Here is a 23,659-nt window from a genome sequence, read left to right as displayed (position 1 = left end):
ATCAATTTATACTTTGCTCTAATCCCTATTTCGCTGTGTTGTTGGCTTGGAATTCTATGAATTGTTTCTGTATCTCAGCTACCACTTTATCGATACCAGCTGACTTCAGTTTGCTTTGGAATTCCGGATAAAACTTGTCATAATCAATAAATCCAGCATAAGCAGCAACAACATATTCCTGCCCTACGGCATCAATCTGAGCAATCTCTGACTTCACAGGATCAGCATTGAACCGGAACCCAAGCACTGGAGCGACAATGGCATCTGAATCCCATGTTTTCAAATTCTCAATATAGCTAGACTCTACATTCTTACTGAAATGCTTCAAGCGAATATCATCCCAAGCCCAGTACACTTGATTATAAGTGGCGGTATCTGCAATACCTTCAAGTGACACGGCATTACCATCCAGCTTGTAGTTGACATCCTTAACCCCATAAGAGAACAGGTCATAGTTTTCTTGATTGCTTCTGAACCAGTTAATAAAAGCCATAGCCCCTTCACTATTCTTACTTGTTGAGAAGATGGACAATAGATTAGAAGCTGCATCGAATACGTACTTCGGTTGCTCTGGATTTAAGAATACATCCTCCAACTTCCCATCCGGCATCGTTTGTTTGAAGGCATCGATACGCTCGGAAATCTTAAGGACATTCGACCATATCGCACCGATCTTCCCATTGTTCAGAGCCGCTTCAGGATCTTTGATTTCTTGGGCATCTTTTGGTAACCAACCGTTCAAATACCATTTTCTTTTGGTTTCTACAATGTTTTTGAAAATATCAGATTCGTAAAAGTTCTTTACTTCAAGCTTCGGATCCGTTGGATCGATATACGCAGGTCCCGCACCGATATCCCCGATTGGAAGATACACATCACCGAATTCTCTCAAGAGACCACGGTTACCATCATTAGCGATAGGGACCATATCCGGTTCATTTTTCTTAATCGCATCCAAGTAATTCTCGAAATCTGCTAACGTATTAATAGGTCCTAGGTTGTATTTCTCTCTTAGATCTCCGCGAATGGTGAAGAAATTGTTGTTCTCCGCTGTAGGAACAAGTGTTGGAATGCCATACACTTTACTATCAATCGATGCACTCAAGAAGTTAGCCGCTGGTATGTCCTCTTTGAGCTGTTGGCCTTGCTTATCAAGTAGATCATTCAGAGGAAGGACGACGTTCTTAGCCGTAATCTGGGATAACCAGCTTACATGTGTCCAGGCAATATCATAGTCCTCTCCGGATGCTGCAATCAGGTTGAGCTTGTTGGAATACTGATCCCATGGGAAGTAGGTGAATTCCAGTTTGAGATTTAAACCATCTGCTTGAAGCTTCGCTTCTATAGCAGATTTGACACCTGCCATATCCTTAGGTTCATCGCCAGGAAGAACGATTTTGACAGTTCCCTTTACTTGAGAGACCGCCGTATCCGGTGTTGTCGCTTCGTCGCCCGTTTTCTCTGTCGTATTGGTAGGTTTGTTGGCTGACGTATTCCCCTTATTCCCCTCATTCTGTGAACAAGCTGCTAGCATACTTAGTAATAGAATCATAACCATGAAGATACCCGTTACTTTTACATGTGCTCTTTTCATACTTTTTCCTCCCTCTATTATCTTGACTTATCCAGGTTGAACCCGTTATCAGGCTACAATCTAGCCTTTTACAGCGCCAATCATAATCCCTTTGATGAAATACTTCTGGATAAATGGGTAAATGAGAATGATGGGTCCAATGGTCACAAGCACCATGGCCATTTGAGCGGTAATAGAAGGCAATGTACTGTTTCCAGCTCCATAGCTACCCTGAGAACTCATATAATTAATCATGGATTGAATCTTGAATAACATGAACTGCAAAGGATATAGTTCACGGGAATCGATGAGCCATAAGGCTAGATTCCAATCATTCCAGTAGGCTAGCGAATAGAACAGCGCAACGGTCGCAATGATCGGTGCAGAGAGTGGAATAATAATTTTCCAGAAAATATATAGAGGATTGGCTCCTTCGATCTCCGCAGATTCAACAAGCGCTGGCGGTAGTGATCTGAAATAATTTCGGACTAGAAACACATTAAAGGGACTAACCAGTATCGGCAAAATCAAGGCCAGTATGGAATCCTTCAGATGTAAATACTTCGTGACAAAGATATACCAAGGCACAAGTCCTGCGTTAAAAATCATCGGAATGAATACGTAAAGTGCTATGAAATTTCTATACTTTACCTTTTGAGATGCTATAGTGTAGGCCAACATCGTCGTGACTAGCAAGCTCAGTGCCGTTCCCAAGACTGTCACAACGATAGAAATGCCATAGGCGTTAAAGATTGAGCTTCCTGAGAATATCAACCTATACGCGTCGAATGAGAACTTCTCTGGAATAAATTGATAGCCATGTTTGACAACCGAATTCTCATCCGTCAACGATACAATAATGGTTAGAATAAAAGGGACCGTCGTAAAAATACAAAAAGCGATAGCTATGATATGAAATATAATTTGCGATACTCTACCGTTGTTCTTCACTACTTCCCTCCTATCTAGAACAATGAATTCTCATTGTTATATTTCTTCACTGCCCAATTGCACCCGAGCACAAAGATGAAGCCGCAGACAGATTGATATAATCCAACGGCAGCAGGCATGCTGATGTCGCCTACCGTTTTAACTGCCCGAAACACATAAGTATCGATTACATCCGTAGTTGAGAAAAGTAATCCATTATCCCCGACGATCGAATAGATCGTTTGGAAATCTCCATAAAATATTTTACCAATCGATAACAGGGTCAGAATCGTGATGGTCGGTACCAATAAAGGAAGAGTAATATACCGAATCTTCTGCCATCTACCTGCTCCATCCAGTGAAGCTGCTTCATATAATTCATCATCTATTCCTACGATTGTAGCTAGATAAATAACTACGGCGTACCCCGTGTTCTTCCAGATAAATACGCCAACCAGGATAGAAACCCAATACTGCGCATTCGAATACCAATCAATTGGAAGATGATTCACACTGGTTAATAACTGATTGGCAATACCGAATTTGGAACTGAAGATCAAATAAACAAAGTTTCCTACAACGATAGCAGAGAAGAAGAAGGGCAAGAACATGAGACTTTGGTACAGCCTTTTAAGAAGCCCGTGCCTGATTTCATTTAAGAGAATGGCAAATGCAATCGCAACAAGTGTACCGAAGACGATGTAATTTGCATTAATGAATAACGTATTGAATGTCGTTCTCCAAGCGTACTCCCCATTAAAGTAAAAGGTGAAGTTATCCCAGCCTACCCACTTGCTTCCGAATATACCATCGCGAAAGTTATAATCTTTGAATGCAATGATCATCCCTGGCAGTGGCATGTAACTGAATACCAAGAAAAAAATCAGTCCTGGGAGCGCGATCATATAATACCAACCATTTTTCCATAACTCTCGAAACAGACCTATTCTATTCTTCTTCTTTGGATACTCTTTTCTTGTTCTTACCATAAGCTGACTCAATGGAATCGCTCCTTCCTCCTTACCTTTTATGTAAGCGCTTTATATTTACAATGTGATCATAGATGTTTTAACCAAGTTTGCATAATTCTCTTTTCACTTAAAGGTTAAAAAACGTATGATTTGATATTTAAAATATTTAATATGATACTAATTTTATATGTTTTCGTTAAAAAATGGATATAAAAACGCAAAAAAAAGAGGCTTCGCAAAAGTTCAGAGAACTAATGCATAACCTCTCGTGTTATTTCAGTGATTTACAGCAACTTAATCAGCGCTTCTAGCTCAACAAGCAAACCTTTTGCAAGTTCGAAATGATTATCTTTTAAAGCCAATTCTATCTTCGTTTCAACTGCTTTTTTGTTTTGTTCCATCTCTAAATAGTCTCTGTCAAAATGATTCGCATAAATCATCTTTCTAAATTTGCGGATAGTCATTTTTCTAATGGTCTTATCATCAATGATTAGAACATAATCCATCCCATTGACCACAGAATAGAAATCATGCGAAATCATGAGAATTGCACCTTTATACTCTTCAATGGCTTTCTCTAGTGCGAGTTGTGTATAGGTGTCTAAATGACTTGTCGGTTCATCCAAAAGTAATACATTGGCTTTACTAGCAGAAACTTTAGCCAATTGAAGGATATTTTTTTCTCCACCAGATAAAGATTCTATCTTCTGATTAACGATTTCGCCTTCAAAGCCATAGTGAGCAAGATAGGATCTAGCCTCATCATACGTTTCGAACCCAGCATCGATGAATTCTTCTAGGATGGTATTCGAATCCTTTAGAACTTCGCCTTGAAGCTGAGATAAATAAGATACTTTCGCATCCGCATGGATTTCAATGGACTCATGATTATTCATAAAGATATCTCGGAGTAACGTTGTTTTCCCCGTACCGTTTGCACCGATTAGGGCTACCTTATCCGTAGATTTGATCTCAAAGTTCACATTTTCTAACAGCAACTCATCAAAGGCAACACCATAATTACTCACATGTATAACCGTAGTGTCTTCTTCCAGTTCATGATCCATATCTAAGCTAATATTCGGTTGCTTAATATCTACGAATGGCGCTTTAAGTCTACGTGCTTCCAATCTTTCTTGAAATTTAACTCTAGCTTTGAGCGCTCTTCCTCTAGATGCTTCTGAATTATATGTTGCAACCGCTCTAAGATTATCGATGATGATCTCATTTCGCTCAATTTCTTCAGCCTCAGCGATAGTAAGTTCTTGTAACTCAATCTTCGCCTCAAGTAATGAGAAGTTATACTCAATATATCGCCCGTCGAACTCTTGGAGCTCCATGTTCTCAAGGTGTAGGATTTTTGTTGAAACAATGATTCAATAGATATCTATTGTGCGTAACAACGAGCAGCATACCTTTGTGAGCATTAATCAGATTCTTCAGCGCATTGAGGTTCTCGAAATCTAAGAATACGTCGGGTTCATCCATTATCAATAAGTCTGGACTATTCAGCATTTCCTTGATGACTTGAATCAGCTTGAATTCCCCACCACTCAGGTCCGATACCCTAACATCTCTTAGCTTCATGAGGTTGGCTAGGTTTAGTTGCTTATGGATGTTGCTCTCATAATCATTCCCATCCATGGCATCAAATGCATCTAAAGCGAGTTGATATTTCTCTAATAACGATTCAATATCCGTAGATGTCTCCATCTCCGTTAAGATCACATTGATTTCATTCTGTAGCTTAATAAATTCTTCACCGATATATTCGAACACGGTTGTTTCTTTACTTCTGTCTAGTTCTGAGAACTGACTTACATACCCAATTCTGCACGTTGGGTCTATCTCTAACTTACCTTCGTACAGATATCTTTCGGGATCCATCAATATATCGATCAGTGTACTTTTCCCACTGCCACTTGTTCCTATAAAAGCACAATGTTGTGCCTCTTCAAGCGTAAATGTAATGTTTCTATATAGTTCTTTTTGCGGAAATGAGAAGGATAAGTTATCAACTGTTATCATAGTGGTCTTACTTTAACTCGGACGGCCCGATAGTTTATCCCTTTTCTGAGCAGGAATCGTAATGTTAACAGACGTTCCGATGCCACTTCTACTCACAATCTTCACACCGTATTCTGCTCCAAAGTGAAGTTTGATTCTTTCATCTACATTGCGAATGCCATAGCCAACGTTTAAGTTCTCCGCAGGATCAAAAAGTTGGCGAAGTATTTCGGGATGAATGCCGATGCCGTCATCAATAATTTGGAACGTGATAAGCTCCCCCACAAGCCTGGCGACAATACGAATATTAATGCAATCGCCATACCATGCATGCTCTAACACATTTTCGATAAAAGGCTGTAATATAAGCTTTACCGTCTGAAATCGGATAATATCCGACTGAACATCGAATATCACCTGCATTCCGTCTCCAAACTTCGTCTTCTGAATGTTAATATAGGCTTCCATCTGCTCTAGCTCATTTTTGATTGGTATAACTGTTCTGCCCTCATTAAGCGATAGCCGATAAAATTTCGCCAAATCAAGCACCATTCGCTGCAGCTTGTCCACCTCGCCAAATTTCGCCAACCGGCTGATCGAGGAAAGCGTGTTGTACAAGAAATGAGGATTAATTTGTGCCTGGAGCGACTCTAGCTCTACTTCCTTTTTCTTGATGTTCGTCATATACAGCTCTTGAATTAGTTCATCAATATTCTGACCCATTTCATTAAGAGCTACCGAAATACGCGTAAATTCATCCTTCCCCTTAAAGTGTATGACCTTATGAAAGTCACCCTCTTTAAACGAATCGAGAACGCGGACGATTTTCGATACTTTGCGAGAATAAAAACGGGATATGTATAAACCAGCTACTGAAAATACGATATAACAGGCTAAGCAGATTAATGCCGTCCATACTCTAACCTTTTCTGTCGCCTTCTCCATAATATCGGTCGGAACAAGCGCAACCAAATGCCAATTTAACTGCGGAATAGCCTCATCAATAATCCAATAGTTATCAGTATCCTCCTTGCTCAGCGTCTCACCAAGATTATTATCAGTATCACCGGAGGAGAACATAATCTTATGGTTCTCATCCAACGCGAAAATCTTCGTTCCTTTGCCAATTTTCTCGGAATCGACACTTTCAAGCAAATCCGTTAGTCTCAGGCTGATCCGAACTAAACCTATTTCCGCAATTATACTCGGACTATTCGTATCGACGAGCCGTCTTAAAAGTGAGATATGTCCAAATTCCGAGTCGTCCTCCACCTGCTTCCATTGCATCGTTACACCATAATTTTCCTCCGGATAATTCAAATACCACGCCTTATCCTTAATTCTAGAAATATTGTATAAATCGAATAATGGACCTTCAGCCTTCAGAGGATCGTTGTTATTGTAGTTATGATAAATCTCTGGAAGCGTATCGTTATGTAAATAGACTTCAAGTCTCGTTTTATTGTTCGCAGATCCAATGGTCGTCAGTATCTTCGGGAGAAGTTGCTTTGTCGTTGCCTCGTAGCTAACCCAGCCCTCCTCATAATGGCGTAAATAAGAAGCTAGATTGCTATCAAAATAAAGCATGCCCGAAATACGAGACATATCCTCTATTCTGTAAGAAATATTATCCTTCATCTGTTGCAATGTTCCGTGATTTACCTCGCGAGTTCGCTCTTGTATCGAGTTCGTAAAGATCATATTAGCAGCATAGCCGACGAGAAGCACTGGTATTATTATAAACACGCTGTACGTAAGCATCAGCTTGATACCGAACGGAATATAACGATTCTCCTTCTTGTGCGTAGTCATGTTCGTCTATACTCCAATGGCGTCATGCCGTATGTCTCTTTAAATTGCCTGCTGAAATAAGGCAAGTGACGATAGCCCACTTGATCGGCTATTTCATATATTTTCATATTCGTCGTTTTAAGTAGCTCGCATGATTCCTCCATTCGCAGTTGGATGAAATATTCACTGAAATTTTTACTTGTTTCCTCTTTGAAAATTAATCCGAGATAGTTAGGCGAGAACGAAAACTGCTCCGCTAGATCACGCAGCGTAATGGTTTCATGCATTCGCTCTTTCATATAATCAATCATTTGCTTAATAATCTTCCAATTTTTCCTATGTTTATTTGCTTGTAGTGCCTCCGAAGTCTCATAAACTCTCCGTCTAAGCCATGAATGGATGTCACTTATCGTTTCAAATTGTTGTATGATTTCGTAATGATCCAGCTCCATCCCCAACAGTTGGAATACGCTTTCATTTGTTCTTTGTAAATAATTATCTAGCTTCATGACAATATAGAGCGCATAATTCCGTAACGTAAATTTCGATTTTAAGCTTTTGGCTACCTGAAACAAAGAATCCAACTCATCATGAATGCAGACAAGCTCGTAATCCGACATCGCCACGAATAACGCCTCAAGCTTTGTAGCTAAATACTTCATATCCTCCTTCTCCGATGGTCTGACCTCGCCGTGACCGATTATTTTACCTTTGCCATAGAACATTTTCAAATCCAATGCTTCCACCGCTTGATGATAAGAGGCCGTTAATTCGGAGGTTGAGTAATATTGCTCTCCAACACCAGCCGTAATCGAGAAATGGTTTTCCCTATTCACCCGGTCCATAATCCGTTGCAGTAAGGAATCGTTACCCATATGCTCAATGAGCACAGCTACTCGAGCTTTGCTTATTTTACAAATATGCCTAACGCCGAGCTCCGTACAAATCGATACGAGTTGCTGCATTTCGCCCTGCTCACTTCCGTTCTTGTCACCCTTCTTCCACGCCAGATCATCGATTTCAAGAACTGCCGCACGACCTGGCCATATAAAACTATTCATTTCATACTCTTGGTTAAGCGTATTAATTGTCTTCTCGTTGATCGGTCCTTCAAACAGTTGTAGCAGTAATTCATTTTTAATAATTGGGACCATTTGACCATAAGTTTCCTGCCGAACCTGCTCCTGATCCAGGTCAGCACGCACCTTAATTAGGGAATCAATAAGCTCCTGATCATCCATGGGTTTCAGTAAATAATTGACGGCATGAAGCGACATCGCCTGCTTGGCATAACTAAAGTCCTGATAACCGCTGACAAATATAATTTTAATATCCTTCGACTTCTCAAGTGCTCGTCTCGCCAACTCCAACCCCGACATATTCGGCATACGCACATCCGTTACTAGAATGTCGATCCTTTCCTCATCCAACACCTTACAAGCATCGAAACCATTCATTACACCGGCCACGACCACCATATTGAGCTCCTGCCAAGGAATAAACGTACGCATTCCTTCCAAATCTAGCTTTTCGTCATCTGCCAGCAATACTTTATACATGATATTCTCAACTCCATTTCAGGAAATGCGAAAATGCAACCAGGATTTTGGTTTCAGCATGAGAAGTAAGTTGAAAACGAAAAAAACTCAGGTACACTAAGAAGCTTAGTATACCTGGCGTTTTTTGAAAAGCTTTAATTATTGCTTTTTAATTATTCTGCTTTCATTTTCTGAAGATTTGCTTGCCATTTCTCTGTTTTGAATGCAAGGAGTTTGTCATAACCAGCCGTTTGAGCATCTTTCTCCGCCTTATCAAGGATGGCAAGTACATCTTCATCAGATTTAGCGAACAATACTTTTGCTCTCACTTCAAGGTACAGATCCTCGATACGCTGACGAATAATGCCTTCTTCTGTTTCTGGTTGTGGATCAATGTTAATGAATTCTGTCACATTAGATTGCGTTGCCCAAGTTATTTCACGTTGATAGCGAGTTGCCCAGTTTTGTTGCTCCACGGGTAAGTTCGCTTCAAACTTAGCTTTCGTTGTATCTAGGAACACCGTATTACCAACCCAGTTCAGGTCCGTTGTGTCCGCTTGCAACTTCCCTAGTCCAGCTCGATCAGACGTATATTTGTCTGTAAATTTCGGCGTCTCGCCGTCTGCTTCTACGCCATCCCAATAGATGCCTGGAGGGCCCCACATTAATACGGTTTGTCCTTCAGCGCCAGTCAGCCAGTCATAGAAAGCGAAGATTGCTTCTGGGTCTTTAGCTGATTTCGTAATAACTGTTACGTTCCAACCAAGCATCCCGTATGTTCCAGGGTAAATCTTATCTTTATCAAGACCTTCCTTGTGAATCGGCCAAATCATGAAGTAACCTGCATCTGGATCATTTTTGGTAAGCTCGGCATCAGCTTTCATACCAATTTCCGTCGGACTTGCACTTGCGTACACCGCGATGCGGCCTGACATTACTTTTTCTTCAATCTGATCAACCGTTTGTGTCATAGCATCCTGGGTAATCAATTTCTCACGGAATAGCTTAGTGATATATTGTTGTGCTTCACGGAATTCAGGATCAAGGAAAATCGAAGTCAATTTATCCCCGTTCTTAACAGCGCGCATGCCAGGATATCCTTGATTATTTTCTTTAAAAGCTGAATACAAGACATCAATTCCTTGTCCGTCTTTAGCTAAATGCGGCTCGTAAGGAATAACATCCGGGTATTTCTCTTTTACAAGCTTCAAATAACTATATAGGTCATCAGTTGTTTCTAGCTTAGGTGAACCAAGCTCTGTATAAATCTTCTTGTTCACAACATAACCTGAATTACCATTCGGTTGCTTTGTATACCAGTTAGGGAATTGATACAATTTACCATCATCGGAACGAAGCATATTAATACCCTCATCGCCCAACCACTTTTTCAAATTCGGATATTTATCAATATAGTCATCAAACGGTACGAGCAAGTCGGCCGCACGTAATTTCTCAACCTCAACGCGCTCCAACCAAATCGCATCAGGTAGCTCGCCACTCGCGATCATCGTGTTCAGTTTCGAAGGAGCTGCACCACCCGAATGAATCGGTTTAACGTTTACTTTCTTGTTATCTCTAATCCATGTACTTGTAATTTCGCCACCCCATGCTGGCATGGTGTACCAATCGTAATGACCATAAAGCGTGAAATCAAGCTGCTCTTTACCAAGCTCATACACAGATGTTGACGTTTCGCTAGCCGTCTCTTTTGGAGTATTATTAGCTTTGCCACTGCTGGAGTTACCTCCATTGCCATTGCCGCCGCAACCAGCCAATAATGAAACGGCCATAAATGTGGAGACGATCGGGACGAGCAATTTAATTTTAAACCTCATCTGTTAAAACTCCCCTTTCAAGCTCATATTTATATGTTCAAAGCTTTCGCTCAAAAACCAATTCCACATGCTTGTCTTACTCTTTCAAAGATCCAACAAGAACACCCTTCACAAAATATCTCTGCACGAACGGATACACCATAATAATCGGAAGTGTAGCCACCATCATTGTCGCCATGGACAGAGACTTGCTTGATACCGTTCTCATTTTGGCCAGTTGGCCCTGTGCCGCTGAATCAAGCTGAGACATTTGATCCGATACAGTGTTAGAGTTCAATATTTGCTTGAGCATCGTTTGTATAGGAACCAACTTCTCATTTGTAATGTAGATACTTGGTCCAAACCAATCATTCCAATGATAGATTGCCGTGAAAAGTGATAGCGTTGCGATAACGGGTCCAGATAGTGGCATAACAATCCGGAAAAAGACTCCCCAATTGCCACTCCCATCGATTTTGGCCGCTTCCTCAAGACCTGCAGGCAAGCCTTGAAAGAAGGTCCGAAAAATGATCATATTCCAAACGCTGATAAGTGATGGGATAATAAATACCCAGAACGTATTCATCAGATGTACTTCCCGAATGAGCAAGAAAGTAGGAATGAGCCCGCCGCTGAAATACATCGTAACGATGCACATGATCATATAATATTTGCGACCTATCAGCTCTTTCCTCGAGATACCATAAGCGAAAATAGCCGTGAACAATATCGACGATATAGTACCGACAACCGTCCTTGCGATTGAGACCATGAATGCGTTGACCATTCGTTTATCCTTAAGTACAATCCCGTAATTTTCCAACGTCCAGTCTCGTGGCCAAAAGGTTATGCCACCTTTCGAGGTATCTATACCCGTGTTAAATGAAATGACGAGCGCATTCCAGAAGGGATAGAAGGTTATAAAAGCTAATATTGTAAGTAGGATGTAGATGGTAACCGTCATGATGCGGTCTCCAAAGCTATATCTGATCATTGCATCATCGCCTTTCCGGACTAAGTTGTTTGTTTACCATAAGCTGTTGCCACCTCTGCGTGCTGCATAGTTGGCTATCGTTAGAAGTCCGACGCTGATTAATGCTTTGAACAAACCTACCGCAGTGGCATATGAGTACCTCGAGCTTTGAATACCCACTCGATAAACGTAAGTATCAATGACATCAGACACTTCCCTAAGTATTGGGTTTAAAGCAAGTAGGAGTATATCCTCGAAGCCTGCATTCAGCAAATTCCCAATCGCTAATATCATAAATATAATGACAACTGGCATGATAGAAGGTAACGTGATCAAAAATATTTGTTTAAATTTACTTGCTCCATCCATTGATGCAGCCTCGTACATACTAGGATCAATACTAGCGATAGCGGCTAAATATACAATGGATCCAAAGCCGATGTCTTTCCAGACACCCGTTGATACAAGAATGCCCCAGAACATGTTGGGAATCGATAGAAAGTTAATCGGTTCATCAACAAAGTTCATCTTCTCAAGTAGAATGTTAACGCTTCCATTGTCGGTCGAAAGCATTGACATGATCAATCCAGCGACGATCACCCAAGACATAAAATGGGGAAGGTAACTTACCGTTTGTATGACTTTCTTAAACATCATGTTCTTTACTTCATTAAGCATCAATGCAAGAAGGATGGGTGCTGGGAAACCTATACAGAATTTCAACAAGCTTATGACAACTGTATTTCGCATGACTGTCCAAAACTCCGGCGAGTTGAAGAACATATCAAAATGCTTCATCCCCACCCATTCACTCGCCCCAAAACCTTTGAAAATACTGTAATCTTGAAATGCCATTAAGACACCGTACATCGGAATGTAACTAAACACAAAAATAAGCAGTAAACCTGGAAGTACCATCAATTGGATATCCATTTGTGCCATAAATCGATTGAACACATTCTTTGTTTTCGGTTTTAATTTCAGCTCGTTCTCTACGGAAAGTTGTGCCACTACTCAATCCCCCTTGCTCTTTGCTCTTGTTGTTCTCCATATATTTTATCCTGAGAGCAAAATCAATAATATCTACTTAAACAACTAAAAATGATACTTTTCAATCATAGAAGGATAATTTTTTCTCAACGTGGAGTCCCTTGACCCTCTAATACGAATCTATCGAGCTATATAAAACAAAAAAAGACCCTCACCAGTTTCATAAAAATACTGAATGAGATGGCCTTCTTGAACTCCAACTCATCATTACACAAAAAAACATCAAGCATTACTACACTTGATGTTCAATAATCCATTCTTCTATGTCCTCTTCTTGATATATTCCCTCGGCACAGCGGTCCATAGTAGGGTTATGATTTACAGCAACTTAATCAGCGCTTCTAGCTCAACAAGCAAACCTTTTGCAAGTTCGAAATGATTATCTTTTAAAGCCAATTCTATTTTCGTTTCAACTGCTTTTTTGTTTTGTTCCATCTCTAAATAGTCTCTGTCAAAATGATGCGCATAAATCATCTTTTTGAATTTTTTTATAGTCATTTTTCTAATCGTCTTATCGTCAATGATTAACACATAATCCATCCCATTGACCACAGAATAGAAATCATGCGAAATCATGAGAATCGCGCCTTTGTATTCTTGAATGGCTTTCTCTAGTGCGAGTTGTGTATAGGTGTCTAAATGACTTGTCGGTTCATCCAGAAGTAAAACATTGGCTTTACTAGCAGAAACTTTCGCTAATTGAAGGATATTTTTTTCTCCACCCGATAAAGATTCGATCTTCTGATTAACGATTTCGCCTTCAAAGCCATAGTGAGCAAGATAGGATCTAGCCTCATCATACGTTTCGAACCCAGCATCGATGAATTCTTCGAGGATGGTATTCGAATCCTTTAGAACTTCGCCTTGCAGCTGAGATAAATAAGCCACTTTCGCATCAGCATTTATTTCAATGGACTCATGATTATTCTTAAAAATATCCCGGAGTAACGTTGTTTTCCCCGTACCATTTGCACCGATCAAGGCTACTTTATCCGTAGATTTGATCTCAAAGTTAACATTCTCTAACAGTAACTCATCAAAGGCAACACCATAATTACTGACATTTATAACCGTAGTGTCTTCTTCCAGTTCATGATCCATATCTAAGCTAATATTCGGTTGCTTAATATCTACGAATGGCGCTTTAAGTCTACGTGCTTCCAATCTTTCTTGAAATCTCACTCTAGCTTTGAGCGCTCTTCCTCTAGATGCTTCTGAATTATATTCTGCGATAGCTCTAAGATTATCGATGATGATCTCATTTCGCTCAATTTCTTCAGCCTCAGCGATGGTGAGTTCTTGTAACTCAATCTTCGTCTCAAGTAATGAGAAGTTATACTCAATATATCGCCCGTCGAACTCTTGGAGCTCCATGTTCTCAAGGTGCAACATTTTGTTGAAACAATGATTCAATAGATATCTGTTATGCGTAACAACGAGCAGCATCCCTTTGTGCGCATTAATCAGATTCTTCAGCGCATTGAGGTTCTCAAAATCTAAAAATACATCGGGTTCATCCATTATCATTAAGTCTGGACTATTCAGCATTTCCTTAATAACTTGAATCAGCTTGAATTCCCCGCCACTCAGGTCGGATACTCTAACATCTCTTAGCTTCATGAGGTTAGCAAGATTTAGTTGCTTATGAATGTTGCTCTCATAATCATTCCCATCCATCGCATCAAATGCATCTAAAGCGAGTTGATATTTTTCTAATAACGCTTCAATATCCGTAGATGTCTCCATCTCCGTGCAAATCACATTTATTTCATTCTGTATCTTAATAAATTCTTCACCGATATATTCGAATACGGTTGTTTCTTTACTTCTGTCTAGTGGTGAGAACTGACTAACATACCCAATTCTGCACGTTGGGTCTATCTCTAACTTACCTTCATACAGATATCTTTCGGGATCCATCAATATATCGATCAGTGTACTTTTCCCACTGCCACTTGTTCCTATAAAAGCGCAATGTTGTGCCTCTTCAAGCGTAAATGTAATGTTTCTATATAGTTCTTTTTGCGGAAATGAGAAGGATAAGTTATCAACTGTTATCATAGTGTTACCTTTCTTTCTAACTAAATTATTAGATGTACTGAAGTTGTAGAATAACACTGTTTACATCTAACTACAATCATTTCAGATTAAAGTTGTACGTGACATGGAAAAATAGAACTTAGAGTGCTCGTAGGATGCCGCTACGATGACGGATTGTCCTTCCGATCGCTGTTGCCCTCTGATTTCTTGATTGTATTCCGCTTTTTAGCGGTTGAAATCAGAGTGCAAGCATATGCTTTCGAAGTAGCTTTCCTACGGAAAGCTTGTAGGCGAACGCTTTCGCTTCTACAGGACAATTCCGCCACCTTCGCTACTTCGTACGCATTCCATCGTTTTCCTTTACGTAACCTGAGAAAACACATACACAAAGCCACTATATAGTTATTATTGTCCTACACCTATCCGCTTATTTTCAATAATTATATTCTTCACTCGGCTAACTCCTTCAATGCCTCATGGTTTTCGATAATAATCTCATCCATTAATGATTCTAAGTTACTCACAAATGGCACCTCCTGATTCTTCTGTTTCCCTCCATTATACACCCAAACATATATAGGGATTAATACTCGTATCCTTATGTTTTGTCGGCATTTCATTAAACTTCTTCAACATCGATTAAATACACGCGTTCCTGGTATCCCCCACGGGATTCCGCCTTATCCGCGCGAATATTCTCAAGCTCCGCCCAGGTCGATCCATGTGCCTCTGCCAAGGCCCGAATCACTTCCAACATATCTGCCAACTCTTCTAGAGCTTCTTGATCATTATTCACCTTAAAGTATTCCTCTGATTCTTCATGAAGTTTCACTTTCAATTCCGCCGTGTATTCTTCTGGATTCAGAATGCGAGTTCTGCATTCTTTCCCTTGGGATGTAATGATGAATGGAATACGATCTCGTACTAATTTGTTGTATGTAGGCATGGAACCGTTCCTTCCGTATACGCGTGTGGTTATTTGCAAGAAATAAATGTTCTTCTATGTTGTGATATCTACTTTATGTTGCTCATGAATTTGTTTTTACTACTTAAATGGTATTCCGATATAAACCTCCGAACCATCGATTGCAGTAGTGGTATCAGAATCGCCTTGTAACTTACCTAATCTAGTACCGTAGGCCCAAGTACGCACCGTTTGTCCAGCTTTGTAATGATTAAAGGTAACCTTATAATCTAATACCGAATAACCTGGATGTAGTGAAATTAAGTATAGCCATAGTCTCAGGAGCACCATCCTTAGTAGTAAGTGCAAAATCTACGTAAACTACATAACGTAAGTCATGTGTGCTATCAGCAACGCGTGACATCCTTGTGTTATCATCAGCACCAAACATATTAGTATACACACTCTTGTATTTAGCATCCTTAAATAGATCAATATACGATACCATAGTACAATTTCAAATCGGCTATATCGTAATTAAATTTAAGACTCTTGCCCCAAATAGCTTTGAAAGTTACATTCCTGTTCCCACCAAAACTACCATCAGCGTAGCCACTGATCACTCCTGTACCTAACATCAGACTCAAATCGTTAACTTGTTCGTTGCTAATTACGTTTCTATAATACTCTGTGAATGGTAAAATAGTACCTTCAACTTCTTTCAAGGCTATAGCGAAACTTGGGTCACTTTTCACCAATCCGTTAGAAAACCATTGTGCAAACTTACCGTCGCTGTAATCCTCTGGGCTAATAAAGCCCAAAATCGCAGCCTTGCTTATAGACTCGTTAGAAGTAATATTTCCCCTCATTAAAGACTCCTATTCTCTCAGATAGTACTTTTAATGATTCCTCTACTCTCCTCATGATCATCATCACATGATCCTTATCAAGGTTCATGACCAATGATATATTCTCTAGACTCGATAGAAAGAATATTTTGCTTAATAATTGCTCTGTATCCCAATCAATAAGGTCATGATCTCGTGCAAAAGATAGTAGTTCCTCGAATGAAATCTGATTCATATCCGTGAATACGCCCCGATTATCTTCCTTCAAGTAAACTGCCTTAAGCATAGCCTTTACTGACATCTGTCCTATAATCACACAAGTACTGGTCAAATTTCCTTTCAAAAGTAACGTAGCCAAATCCATATGTGATTGCGATAGTGCATGATAACCATGAATTCTGTCTAATAAGCGTGATTTGATTTCTGAACTGTTGGAAATACTGTTCAATGGAATCACCTTCTTTAATTATTTCGCCATACAAATACATAAATTAGTAATAAAACCATTATACATTTTTTTGATACTTATAGATATTAATAATATTTATAATACGGTGTTTATCATTTCAAAACTTGACTACACTTTTGAATATAGAGGAGTGTAGTAAATGAAGGAGAAAGAAATACTTAAACTAGTTGGTGCACGAATTAGAGTCTTAAGAAAAGAAAGAGGAATGTCACAAGAATCCCTTGGAGAAAAAGGAGGGTTTCATTTTTCATATATTGGACAGATTGAACGAGGTGAAAAAAATGTAGCTTTATTGAATCTCGAAAAAATAGCAACCGCATTGGATGTTAATGTTGCTCAACTGTTTAACTACATAAATGAAGAATACGAACAGACAGAATCGGATGCGAATGTTAATGAAATTATGATGATGCTTCGGAAATCAGATCCTCAGCAAATTGCAATGGCCAAGAATGTGTTGAGAGAGATTTTTAATAATAAGTGAAATACAGTACACGACAGATATATTAAACAATCAATATAGCAAAAAAGACACTGAGATCCTATTCATCAGTGTCTTTTTACTGCATTGATACTTTCCCACCAACATCTTATTTCATCGTTGAACTCAGACTAATTCACTTTGGCCCTATTAGTTGTTACTGACTTCAGTTTCTTATTAGTTGGTTGCCATTCACCCCAAGATTGAAGCTTTTGCTCAACTAAACCGCCGTGCCAATAATCCACTTTGAACTCCTCCGCCTCACTCTTGGCTGGCCCAGTTAAATCAGAAGTAGTTACTATCAATGAAAGAATACAATCATGATTTCGTTTGGTTCCTACTAGTTCACGAACGGTTTGTACATTAACCTTATTATGGTCAGCATAACATTTAGCTTGAACAGCCGTTTTCTCTCCACGCTTATCGATAATGACTAGATCAACGCCACCATCCTTACCACCAACACCTACCTCTTTGACCATATAACCTTGACCTCGAAAATAAAGTGCAAGCAGACGCTCGAATTCAGCACCGTTCAAATCATCCAGCGGCCTTGTCAAAATCACTTCGTCCGTTCTACATACCATGGATGATCTTTGAATAGAACTCCCTGCTTTATTCGTACTACTCTTTTTACTTACATTGTTCTTCTTATGTACACTTCTTTTCTTTTTCTTCTTCGTTGGCTGTAATAAACCTGCAATGACACCGAGTACAATAACGACCACCATGAACCCTATTATTTCTTTCATATCTGTCTATTTCCTCGTTTCTGTCTTTTCTCTTCTCTCAAAATGCAAATGTAATCGATACAGACAAATTTCCTCTGTCCAACGGTGCAGCACAGCCTGATCCTCCATGTCCACTTCGAACCCGAGCGAGAACAACCCATTTTCAAACCGTGTCATGCTACCTTTGGCCCCGCTCCACTTGCTCATTGGCATAAGAGCGATCAGTTGGGCTATTTTCGTTGCAGTAGCTTCGTTCCACTCCCACATCTTTCTCGAATCCTTATCCGCAAAATCAATCCGTCTGCGATACTCCTTCTCCGTAAGATATCTATGGAAGAATTCAGCCATCTCGTCCGGTGTTATAGGTTCTGTCCAACGTGACTCACCACGCTCTAGCATATAGAGCAATACAATCATTTTGTAACTCTTCGTCATCACCGTTTTCTCTACATCATGAATCCATGCTTCATAACGAAGGTACAACTCACTTTCATGTTCACTTAACAACTCCGCCCAATGCAGAAATCCGATATAAGAACCGAATTCATTCTTGTATTGTTGGCTACCCGAGTTCCCATGTAGATGAAGCTCTAGGTATGTTGGGATTCGACCCAACTCCTGCTTCAAGCTGACGAAATCATGTTGAAGCTTCTCGCGGTGAGGTAGTCTTTTACGAGTCAATTCTTGTAGAAGATTGACCACCTCTGTATCCAAGTGGATCTCACAATTCAGTGGTAGCGTAGGGATGATCTCCTCACGTTTGCCCTTGCCAGCATCTTCATTCGGTTCTGCAAATAGCTTCAGCTTCACATCAGCATTCCGATAATTACCGATCAGATCAATGATGACGCAATGAGATTTACCTTCTGCCAATCTCAGTCCACGGCCTACTTGTTGAGTAAATACCGTGAGCGACTCTGTCGGACGTACGAACAATAGCGTATCCACGCTCGGAATATCCGTTCCTTCATTAAACAAATCGACTGTAAACACAACTTCCAGTTCCCCTATCTCCAATGCTTGAATCGCATCTCCACGAGACATCTCCGTTGTACGCGAATGTAAACTAAGCACAGATACACCCTTACTACGGAAATAAGCCGCCAAATAATCCGCTTGTTGAATCGAAGAACAGAACCCGATTGTCCGAGTCTGCTTATGCCGATTCCATGCTTCATAAATTTTCTCAGCTTGTGACTCTTTCAATTGAACTAATAGTAATTGTTCTTCGTCATAACGATTTCCGATCCATCTAATTTTCGTATAATCCGTCTCATCATACACACCCACATAGTGAAATGGGGCAAGCCACTCTTTTCGGATCGCTTCAATAAAATGAATCTGATACGCAACATTACCATCACAAAACGCATATACATCTTTCCCGTCCAACCGATCTGGCGTAGCTGTAATCCCCAGCAGAAATACAGGCTTGAAATACTCATTCACCGACATATATGATACAGCAGCGGCATGATGGAACTCGTCCACGATGATCAGATCGAAATCATCCCGCGCGAAGCCTTCACGGTGTTTCTTCATTCCCAACGTATAAATAGAAGCAAAGACACAGTCGGCCTCTCCTTCTTTGAATTGTCCGTTATATATCCCGTATGACTTATTCGGCATAATCCGCTTGAAAGAGTTTCTAGCTTGATAAAGAATTTCTTCACGATGCGCGATAAACAGTACTCTCTTAAAACGCTGCGCAAGGAATCCTGCGAGATACGTCTTGCCAAGCCCCGTTGCCATAACAACCATAGCCTTGTCGTACTGCTCTTCAAGTGTCCGCTCTAACGCTTCAAGTGCCGCCTCTTGAGCAGGTCTAGGACTGATCGAAACAAGAGAATCTTCGCTCTCTTCCTCTCTCGGTTTCTCTTGCACTTCACTTCGAATCTCTGCTTCTTCCATCTCCGTGATCCTTCGGATCAACTCAGGATTCTTCTGATGGTACTGCAAATACTCATGCTCATACAAGCTAATTGAATCAGGATTGACAGGTAGAGTTGTCTCGTTATAAAAGCTCTGTATGAATTTTTCCAATGCATTCTGGAACGTATATGGTTCAGCCTCTGCATTCATCGCTAGATTCCATTCAAATCCTGTCTTTAAGGCAGAGAATGAGAAATTAGAAGAGCCAACAATCAGCAGCCCTTCTCCATTGTCATAGTCGAACAAATACGCTTTGGGATGAAAAGACGTCCCCATACTGCGCCATAATCGCGCCTCTATTCTATCATCAATGGCATACAGTCCTCGAAGCCCTTCGGGCTGGGTTATATATAGATAATCTCCCGCTAATATCTTAACCTCGGCTCCGAGTTCTAAGGCATTTTTCAAATGTGGAGCTAACAAGCTCACACCTGACTGCATCAGAAAGGATGTCATAATATATATGCTCGAAGCATTCTTTATCCCTGCTATCAAATCATCAGCCAGATTATCTGTAATTAACTTAATATTAAGCTTCATCGACATCTATTAGATACACTCGTTCCTGGAACCCACCCCGTGCTTCCGCCTTATCCGCCCGAATCTTCTCAAGTTCCTCCCAATCCGATCCATGCGTCTCTGCCAAGGCCCGAATCACTTCCAACATATCTGCCAGCTCTTCCAAAGCTTCTTGATTATTGTCTGCTTTGAAATATTCTTCTGATTCTTCATTAAGCTTTACTTTCAATTCCACCTTGTATTCTTCTGGATTTAGAATGCTCGTTCTGCATTTTTTTCCTTGGGATGTAATGATGAATGGAATGCTATCTCTTACTAATTTATTATATGTAGGCATTAGAATATCTCCTCTGTATATGAGTAGTTTGTAGAAAATGAGTCTTACTTTATTGTAACTTCCATTCTATGTAACTCTGGTTTCCTTACGTCATTATATCACTATGGAATTAATTAGGGGCTTGTAAGGTTTATTATTTGATCTCTTTTATCGTATTGGTTTTTTCAGATCCTTGAATGGATTAGAACGCCCCATCTCCTTAAGGCGTTCCTAATTTCTACAGCTTAATATTGTGTAGGATAAGTAATCGCAATATTGTAATTGCTCTGAGCTATATATACCACCTCTATAACTCCGTATACTTTTTATTACTCCCGTACGCCTTGTCCACTGGGTACTTCATATCATTTTTCATCAGTTTAGATTCAAGAGCTTCCTCTATATTAATTCCAAGATCATGACTCATTAAAAGCACATAATACAAGACATCTGCAAGTTCATCTTTAATGTCCTCCATTCTATCCATAACAACATTATCACTTTGTTTCCATTGAAATAACTCTAAGAGTTCACTCGCTTCAAGTGAGAGTGAAATCGCTAAATCTTTAGCATTATGAAACTGTCCCCAGTTTCTCTGATCCCTAAAATCAACTATTCTTGATGTGAGTTGTTGCAATACCGAAACCTCCTAAGGTGTATAATTTATAAAGCTCATTGAAAGATATCAATCTACCTAACTAAAGTGCACTAATTATTAATAACATACCACTTAAATTAGTTACTAAGAAATGATTTCATTTGAAATTAATAAATAGTTAGCTTTATCCTTAACGTCATGTGAAGGATTACTGTGAACTTTTGTCGAAAGACTTCAGTTGCGAATATCGACTTCCCTATAAGCCTAAATAATAACATCGAGGTGCATCAAAATGAAACTATACTCGGGAACATCTGCACAGTTTATAGAAGACACAATCCAGAATCAAATTGCTGAAAAATTAAAATCAAGCTTCTTTCTTCATTTCAGATATTTCCCCTCAGACTCTGAAGTTAACTCCTGGAAGAATTCCCTGAGAGCAATTTCTCAAATTTTTCAATATTCAGACTTAACCGACGACAATGGAATTTTCCTTGAGTACCAATTACCCATTAATTCCAAGAGGCTGGATTGCATGATTACTGGCAAAAATGCTGATGGAGCAGAGAATGCCGTAATAATTGAGCTTAAGCAATGGGACCGCTGCGAAGAGTCGAATGGTCAAAATGAGGTTGTTACATGGGTGGCCGGTTCAAAAAAAGACCTTCTTCATCCCTCAGTACAGGTTGGGCAGTATCAATTGTACTTACAAGACACACTCACTGCATTTTATGATGGAGATAATCCTATTGATCTATATTCCTGTGCCTATCTACATAATTATAACTATTACTCAGATGATGTGATATTTGCCGATAAGTTTACCGAATCATTAAACAAATATCCGTTATTCACAGGAGACGATGTTAACAACTTAAAAGATTATCTTCAGTCAAAGGTAAGTTGCGGTGATGGTATGGAAATTCTCAATAAAATTGAAAACAGTAAATACAGAGCAAGTAAGAAGTTAATGGATCATGTAGGTACTACAATAAAAGGGAATTCGGAGTATATCTTATTGGATAAGCAACAAATAATTTATGATAAGATATTTGCCTTTGCTCGAGATGGATTTCATGATAAACAGAAACAAGTTGTTATTATAAAAGGCGGTCCTGGAACGGGCAAGTCGGTTATTGCTCTTAATCTAATGGCAGACCTATTATTAGATGGGTATAATGCCCACTATGCCACTGGTTCTAAAGCATTTACTGAGACTTTACGTGAAATAATCGGCAAACGAGGCAGTGCTCAGTTTAAATATTTTAATAGCTATATGGATGCAAAAGACAATGAAATAGACGTATTAATTTGTGACGAGGCGCATCGAATTAGGAAGACTAGTAATAATAGATTCATGAAGAAGGAACACAGAACTGATCTACCTCAAATTGCAGAAATTATTAACGCCTCCAAAGTCTCTGTCTTTTTCATTGATGATGATCAAGTAGTGCGACCAGATGAGATTGGTTCTGTATCTTACATCACTAAGTATGCATTAGAAAACAATTGCCAAATATATCTGGAAGAACTAGATGCACAATTCAGATGTAACGGTTCAGATGGATTCATAAATTGGATTAACAATACACTATCCATTAAAAAAACTGCAAATGTTATTTGGGATTCAAATGATGATTTTGAGTTTAAGGTTTTTAATTCTCCAGTAGATTTAGACAATGCAATAAAAGAGAAAGTTAGCGTAGGAAACTCTGCAAGATTAACAGCAGGTTTTTGTTGGAAATGGTCAGAACCAAATCCGGATGGAACGCTAATTGAAGATGTAATAGTTGGTGACTTTAATAGACCATGGAATGCTAAACCTGGTGCTAGAAGATTGGATATAAGTATTCCTCAATCATCTTTATGGGCTTATGATCCTAATGGAATTAACCAAGTCGGTTGTGTATATACTGCACAAGGGTTTGAATTCGATTATGTAGGCATCATATTCGGGAAGGACCTAACCTATGATTTTGATTGTCAATCTTGGGCAGGGCATAAAGAACATTCCTACGACACTGTTGTAAAACGCTCTAAGGAACAATTTGTTGAATTAGTGAAAAACACTTACAGGGTTCTTTTAACGCGTGGAATGAAAGGCTGCTATGTACACTTCATGGATAAGGATACAGAGAGATTCTTTAAATCAAGAATGGAGTGAAAAAAAT

Annotated in this window: 19 protein-coding genes and 1 pseudogene; 2 read left to right on the top strand and 18 right to left on the bottom strand. The window is 39.6% G+C overall.

The annotated features are described in order from the left end of the window. Window positions 1–25: 25 nt before the first annotated feature. The 14 genes and pseudogenes from AC1D69_RS20620 to AC1D69_RS20555 all read right to left on the bottom strand — a co-directional run bounded on the left by AC1D69_RS20620 (window position 26) and on the right by AC1D69_RS20555 (window position 16,890). Window positions 26–1,594, bottom strand: a complete 1,569-nt coding sequence (locus AC1D69_RS20620) for an ABC transporter substrate-binding protein (protein WP_495458016.1) — start codon at window positions 1,592–1,594, stop codon at window positions 26–28. 60 nt (window positions 1,595–1,654) lie between these two features. Beyond that, the gene (locus AC1D69_RS20615) at window positions 1,655–2,524 is read right to left on the bottom strand and encodes a carbohydrate ABC transporter permease (protein ID WP_495458015.1); all 870 of its coding nucleotides are present in this window, start codon (window positions 2,522–2,524) and stop codon (window positions 1,655–1,657) included. A gap of 14 nt (window positions 2,525–2,538) precedes the next feature. Further along, a complete protein-coding gene (locus tag AC1D69_RS20610) occupies window positions 2,539–3,504 on the bottom strand; it encodes an ABC transporter permease (RefSeq protein WP_495458014.1) in 966 nt (321 codons plus the stop codon). A gap of 254 nt (window positions 3,505–3,758) precedes the next feature. Further along, a pseudogene (locus AC1D69_RS20605) lies at window positions 3,759–5,502 on the bottom strand (ABC-F family ATP-binding cassette domain-containing protein). 12 nt (window positions 5,503–5,514) lie between these two features. Beyond that, window positions 5,515–7,293, bottom strand: coding sequence for a sensor histidine kinase (locus AC1D69_RS20600; protein ID WP_495458013.1), 1,779 nt, complete (start codon window positions 7,291–7,293; stop codon window positions 5,515–5,517). Next, a complete protein-coding gene (locus AC1D69_RS20595; RefSeq protein ID WP_495458012.1) occupies window positions 7,290–8,831 on the bottom strand; it encodes a response regulator in 1,542 nt (513 codons plus the stop codon). Before AC1D69_RS20595 ends, AC1D69_RS20600 begins: the two co-directional genes overlap by 4 nt. A 152-nt stretch (window positions 8,832–8,983) precedes the next feature. Next, window positions 8,984–10,648 (bottom strand): extracellular solute-binding protein, encoded by a 1,665-nt coding sequence (locus tag AC1D69_RS20590; RefSeq protein ID WP_495458011.1) that lies wholly within the window; start codon window positions 10,646–10,648, stop codon window positions 8,984–8,986. Window positions 10,649–10,724: 76 nt separating this feature from the next. Further along, window positions 10,725–11,621, bottom strand: coding sequence for a carbohydrate ABC transporter permease (locus tag AC1D69_RS20585; protein WP_495458010.1), 897 nt, complete (start codon window positions 11,619–11,621; stop codon window positions 10,725–10,727). A gap of 33 nt (window positions 11,622–11,654) precedes the next feature. Next, window positions 11,655–12,611: an ABC transporter permease gene (locus AC1D69_RS20580; RefSeq protein ID WP_495458009.1), complete on the bottom strand. Its 957-nt coding sequence runs from the start codon at window positions 12,609–12,611 to the stop codon at window positions 11,655–11,657. Window positions 12,612–12,968: 357 nt separating this feature from the next. Further along, window positions 12,969–14,711: an ABC-F family ATP-binding cassette domain-containing protein gene (locus AC1D69_RS20575; RefSeq protein WP_495458008.1), complete on the bottom strand. Its 1,743-nt coding sequence runs from the start codon at window positions 14,709–14,711 to the stop codon at window positions 12,969–12,971. 598 nt (window positions 14,712–15,309) lie between these two features. Continuing rightward, window positions 15,310–15,636, bottom strand: coding sequence for a nucleoside triphosphate pyrophosphohydrolase (locus AC1D69_RS20570; RefSeq protein WP_495458007.1), 327 nt, complete (start codon window positions 15,634–15,636; stop codon window positions 15,310–15,312). A gap of 241 nt (window positions 15,637–15,877) precedes the next feature. Further along, complete coding sequence (locus tag AC1D69_RS20565) at window positions 15,878–16,102, bottom strand: hypothetical protein (RefSeq protein ID WP_495458006.1); 225 nt, start codon at window positions 16,100–16,102, stop codon at window positions 15,878–15,880. Further along, on the bottom strand, window positions 16,086–16,415 hold the full coding sequence (locus AC1D69_RS20560) for an S-layer homology domain-containing protein (protein ID WP_495458005.1): 330 nt from the start codon (window positions 16,413–16,415) through the stop codon (window positions 16,086–16,088). The genes AC1D69_RS20565 and AC1D69_RS20560 overlap by 17 nt, the downstream gene beginning before the upstream one ends. Window positions 16,416–16,440: 25 nt before the next feature. Further along, on the bottom strand, window positions 16,441–16,890 hold the full coding sequence (locus AC1D69_RS20555) for a hypothetical protein (RefSeq protein WP_495458004.1): 450 nt from the start codon (window positions 16,888–16,890) through the stop codon (window positions 16,441–16,443). Window positions 16,891–17,050: 160 nt separating this feature from the next. Here AC1D69_RS20555 and AC1D69_RS20550 point away from each other — a divergent pair, with 160 nt between their 5' ends. Then, complete coding sequence (locus AC1D69_RS20550) at window positions 17,051–17,395, top strand: helix-turn-helix domain-containing protein (protein ID WP_495458003.1); 345 nt, start codon at window positions 17,051–17,053, stop codon at window positions 17,393–17,395. A gap of 128 nt (window positions 17,396–17,523) precedes the next feature. Here AC1D69_RS20550 and AC1D69_RS20545 read toward each other — a convergent pair whose 3' ends face one another. The 4 genes from AC1D69_RS20545 to AC1D69_RS20530 form a co-directional block, all read right to left on the bottom strand. After that, window positions 17,524–18,144, bottom strand: coding sequence for a restriction endonuclease (locus AC1D69_RS20545; RefSeq protein WP_495458002.1), 621 nt, complete (start codon window positions 18,142–18,144; stop codon window positions 17,524–17,526). A 6-nt stretch (window positions 18,145–18,150) separates the two neighbouring features. Next, on the bottom strand, window positions 18,151–20,601 hold the full coding sequence (locus AC1D69_RS20540) for a DEAD/DEAH box helicase family protein (RefSeq protein ID WP_495458001.1): 2,451 nt from the start codon (window positions 20,599–20,601) through the stop codon (window positions 18,151–18,153). Continuing rightward, window positions 20,585–20,911: a nucleoside triphosphate pyrophosphohydrolase gene (locus tag AC1D69_RS20535; RefSeq protein ID WP_495458000.1), complete on the bottom strand. Its 327-nt coding sequence runs from the start codon at window positions 20,909–20,911 to the stop codon at window positions 20,585–20,587. The genes AC1D69_RS20540 and AC1D69_RS20535 overlap by 17 nt, the downstream gene beginning before the upstream one ends. 286 nt (window positions 20,912–21,197) lie before the next feature. After that, window positions 21,198–21,527: a nucleotide pyrophosphohydrolase gene (locus AC1D69_RS20530; protein ID WP_495457999.1), complete on the bottom strand. Its 330-nt coding sequence runs from the start codon at window positions 21,525–21,527 to the stop codon at window positions 21,198–21,200. Between the two features lie 496 nt (window positions 21,528–22,023). Between AC1D69_RS20530 and AC1D69_RS20525 the strand changes: the two genes are divergently transcribed. Beyond that, window positions 22,024–23,652: a DUF2075 domain-containing protein gene (locus AC1D69_RS20525; RefSeq protein WP_495457998.1), complete on the top strand. Its 1,629-nt coding sequence runs from the start codon at window positions 22,024–22,026 to the stop codon at window positions 23,650–23,652. The last annotated feature ends 7 nt before the right edge of the window (window positions 23,653–23,659 follow it).

Source organism: Paenibacillus sp. Y301 (genome assembly GCF_059445505.1).
The sequence above is the reverse complement of the archived record's forward strand: the minus strand, read 5'-3'. Positions and strand labels throughout refer to the sequence as shown.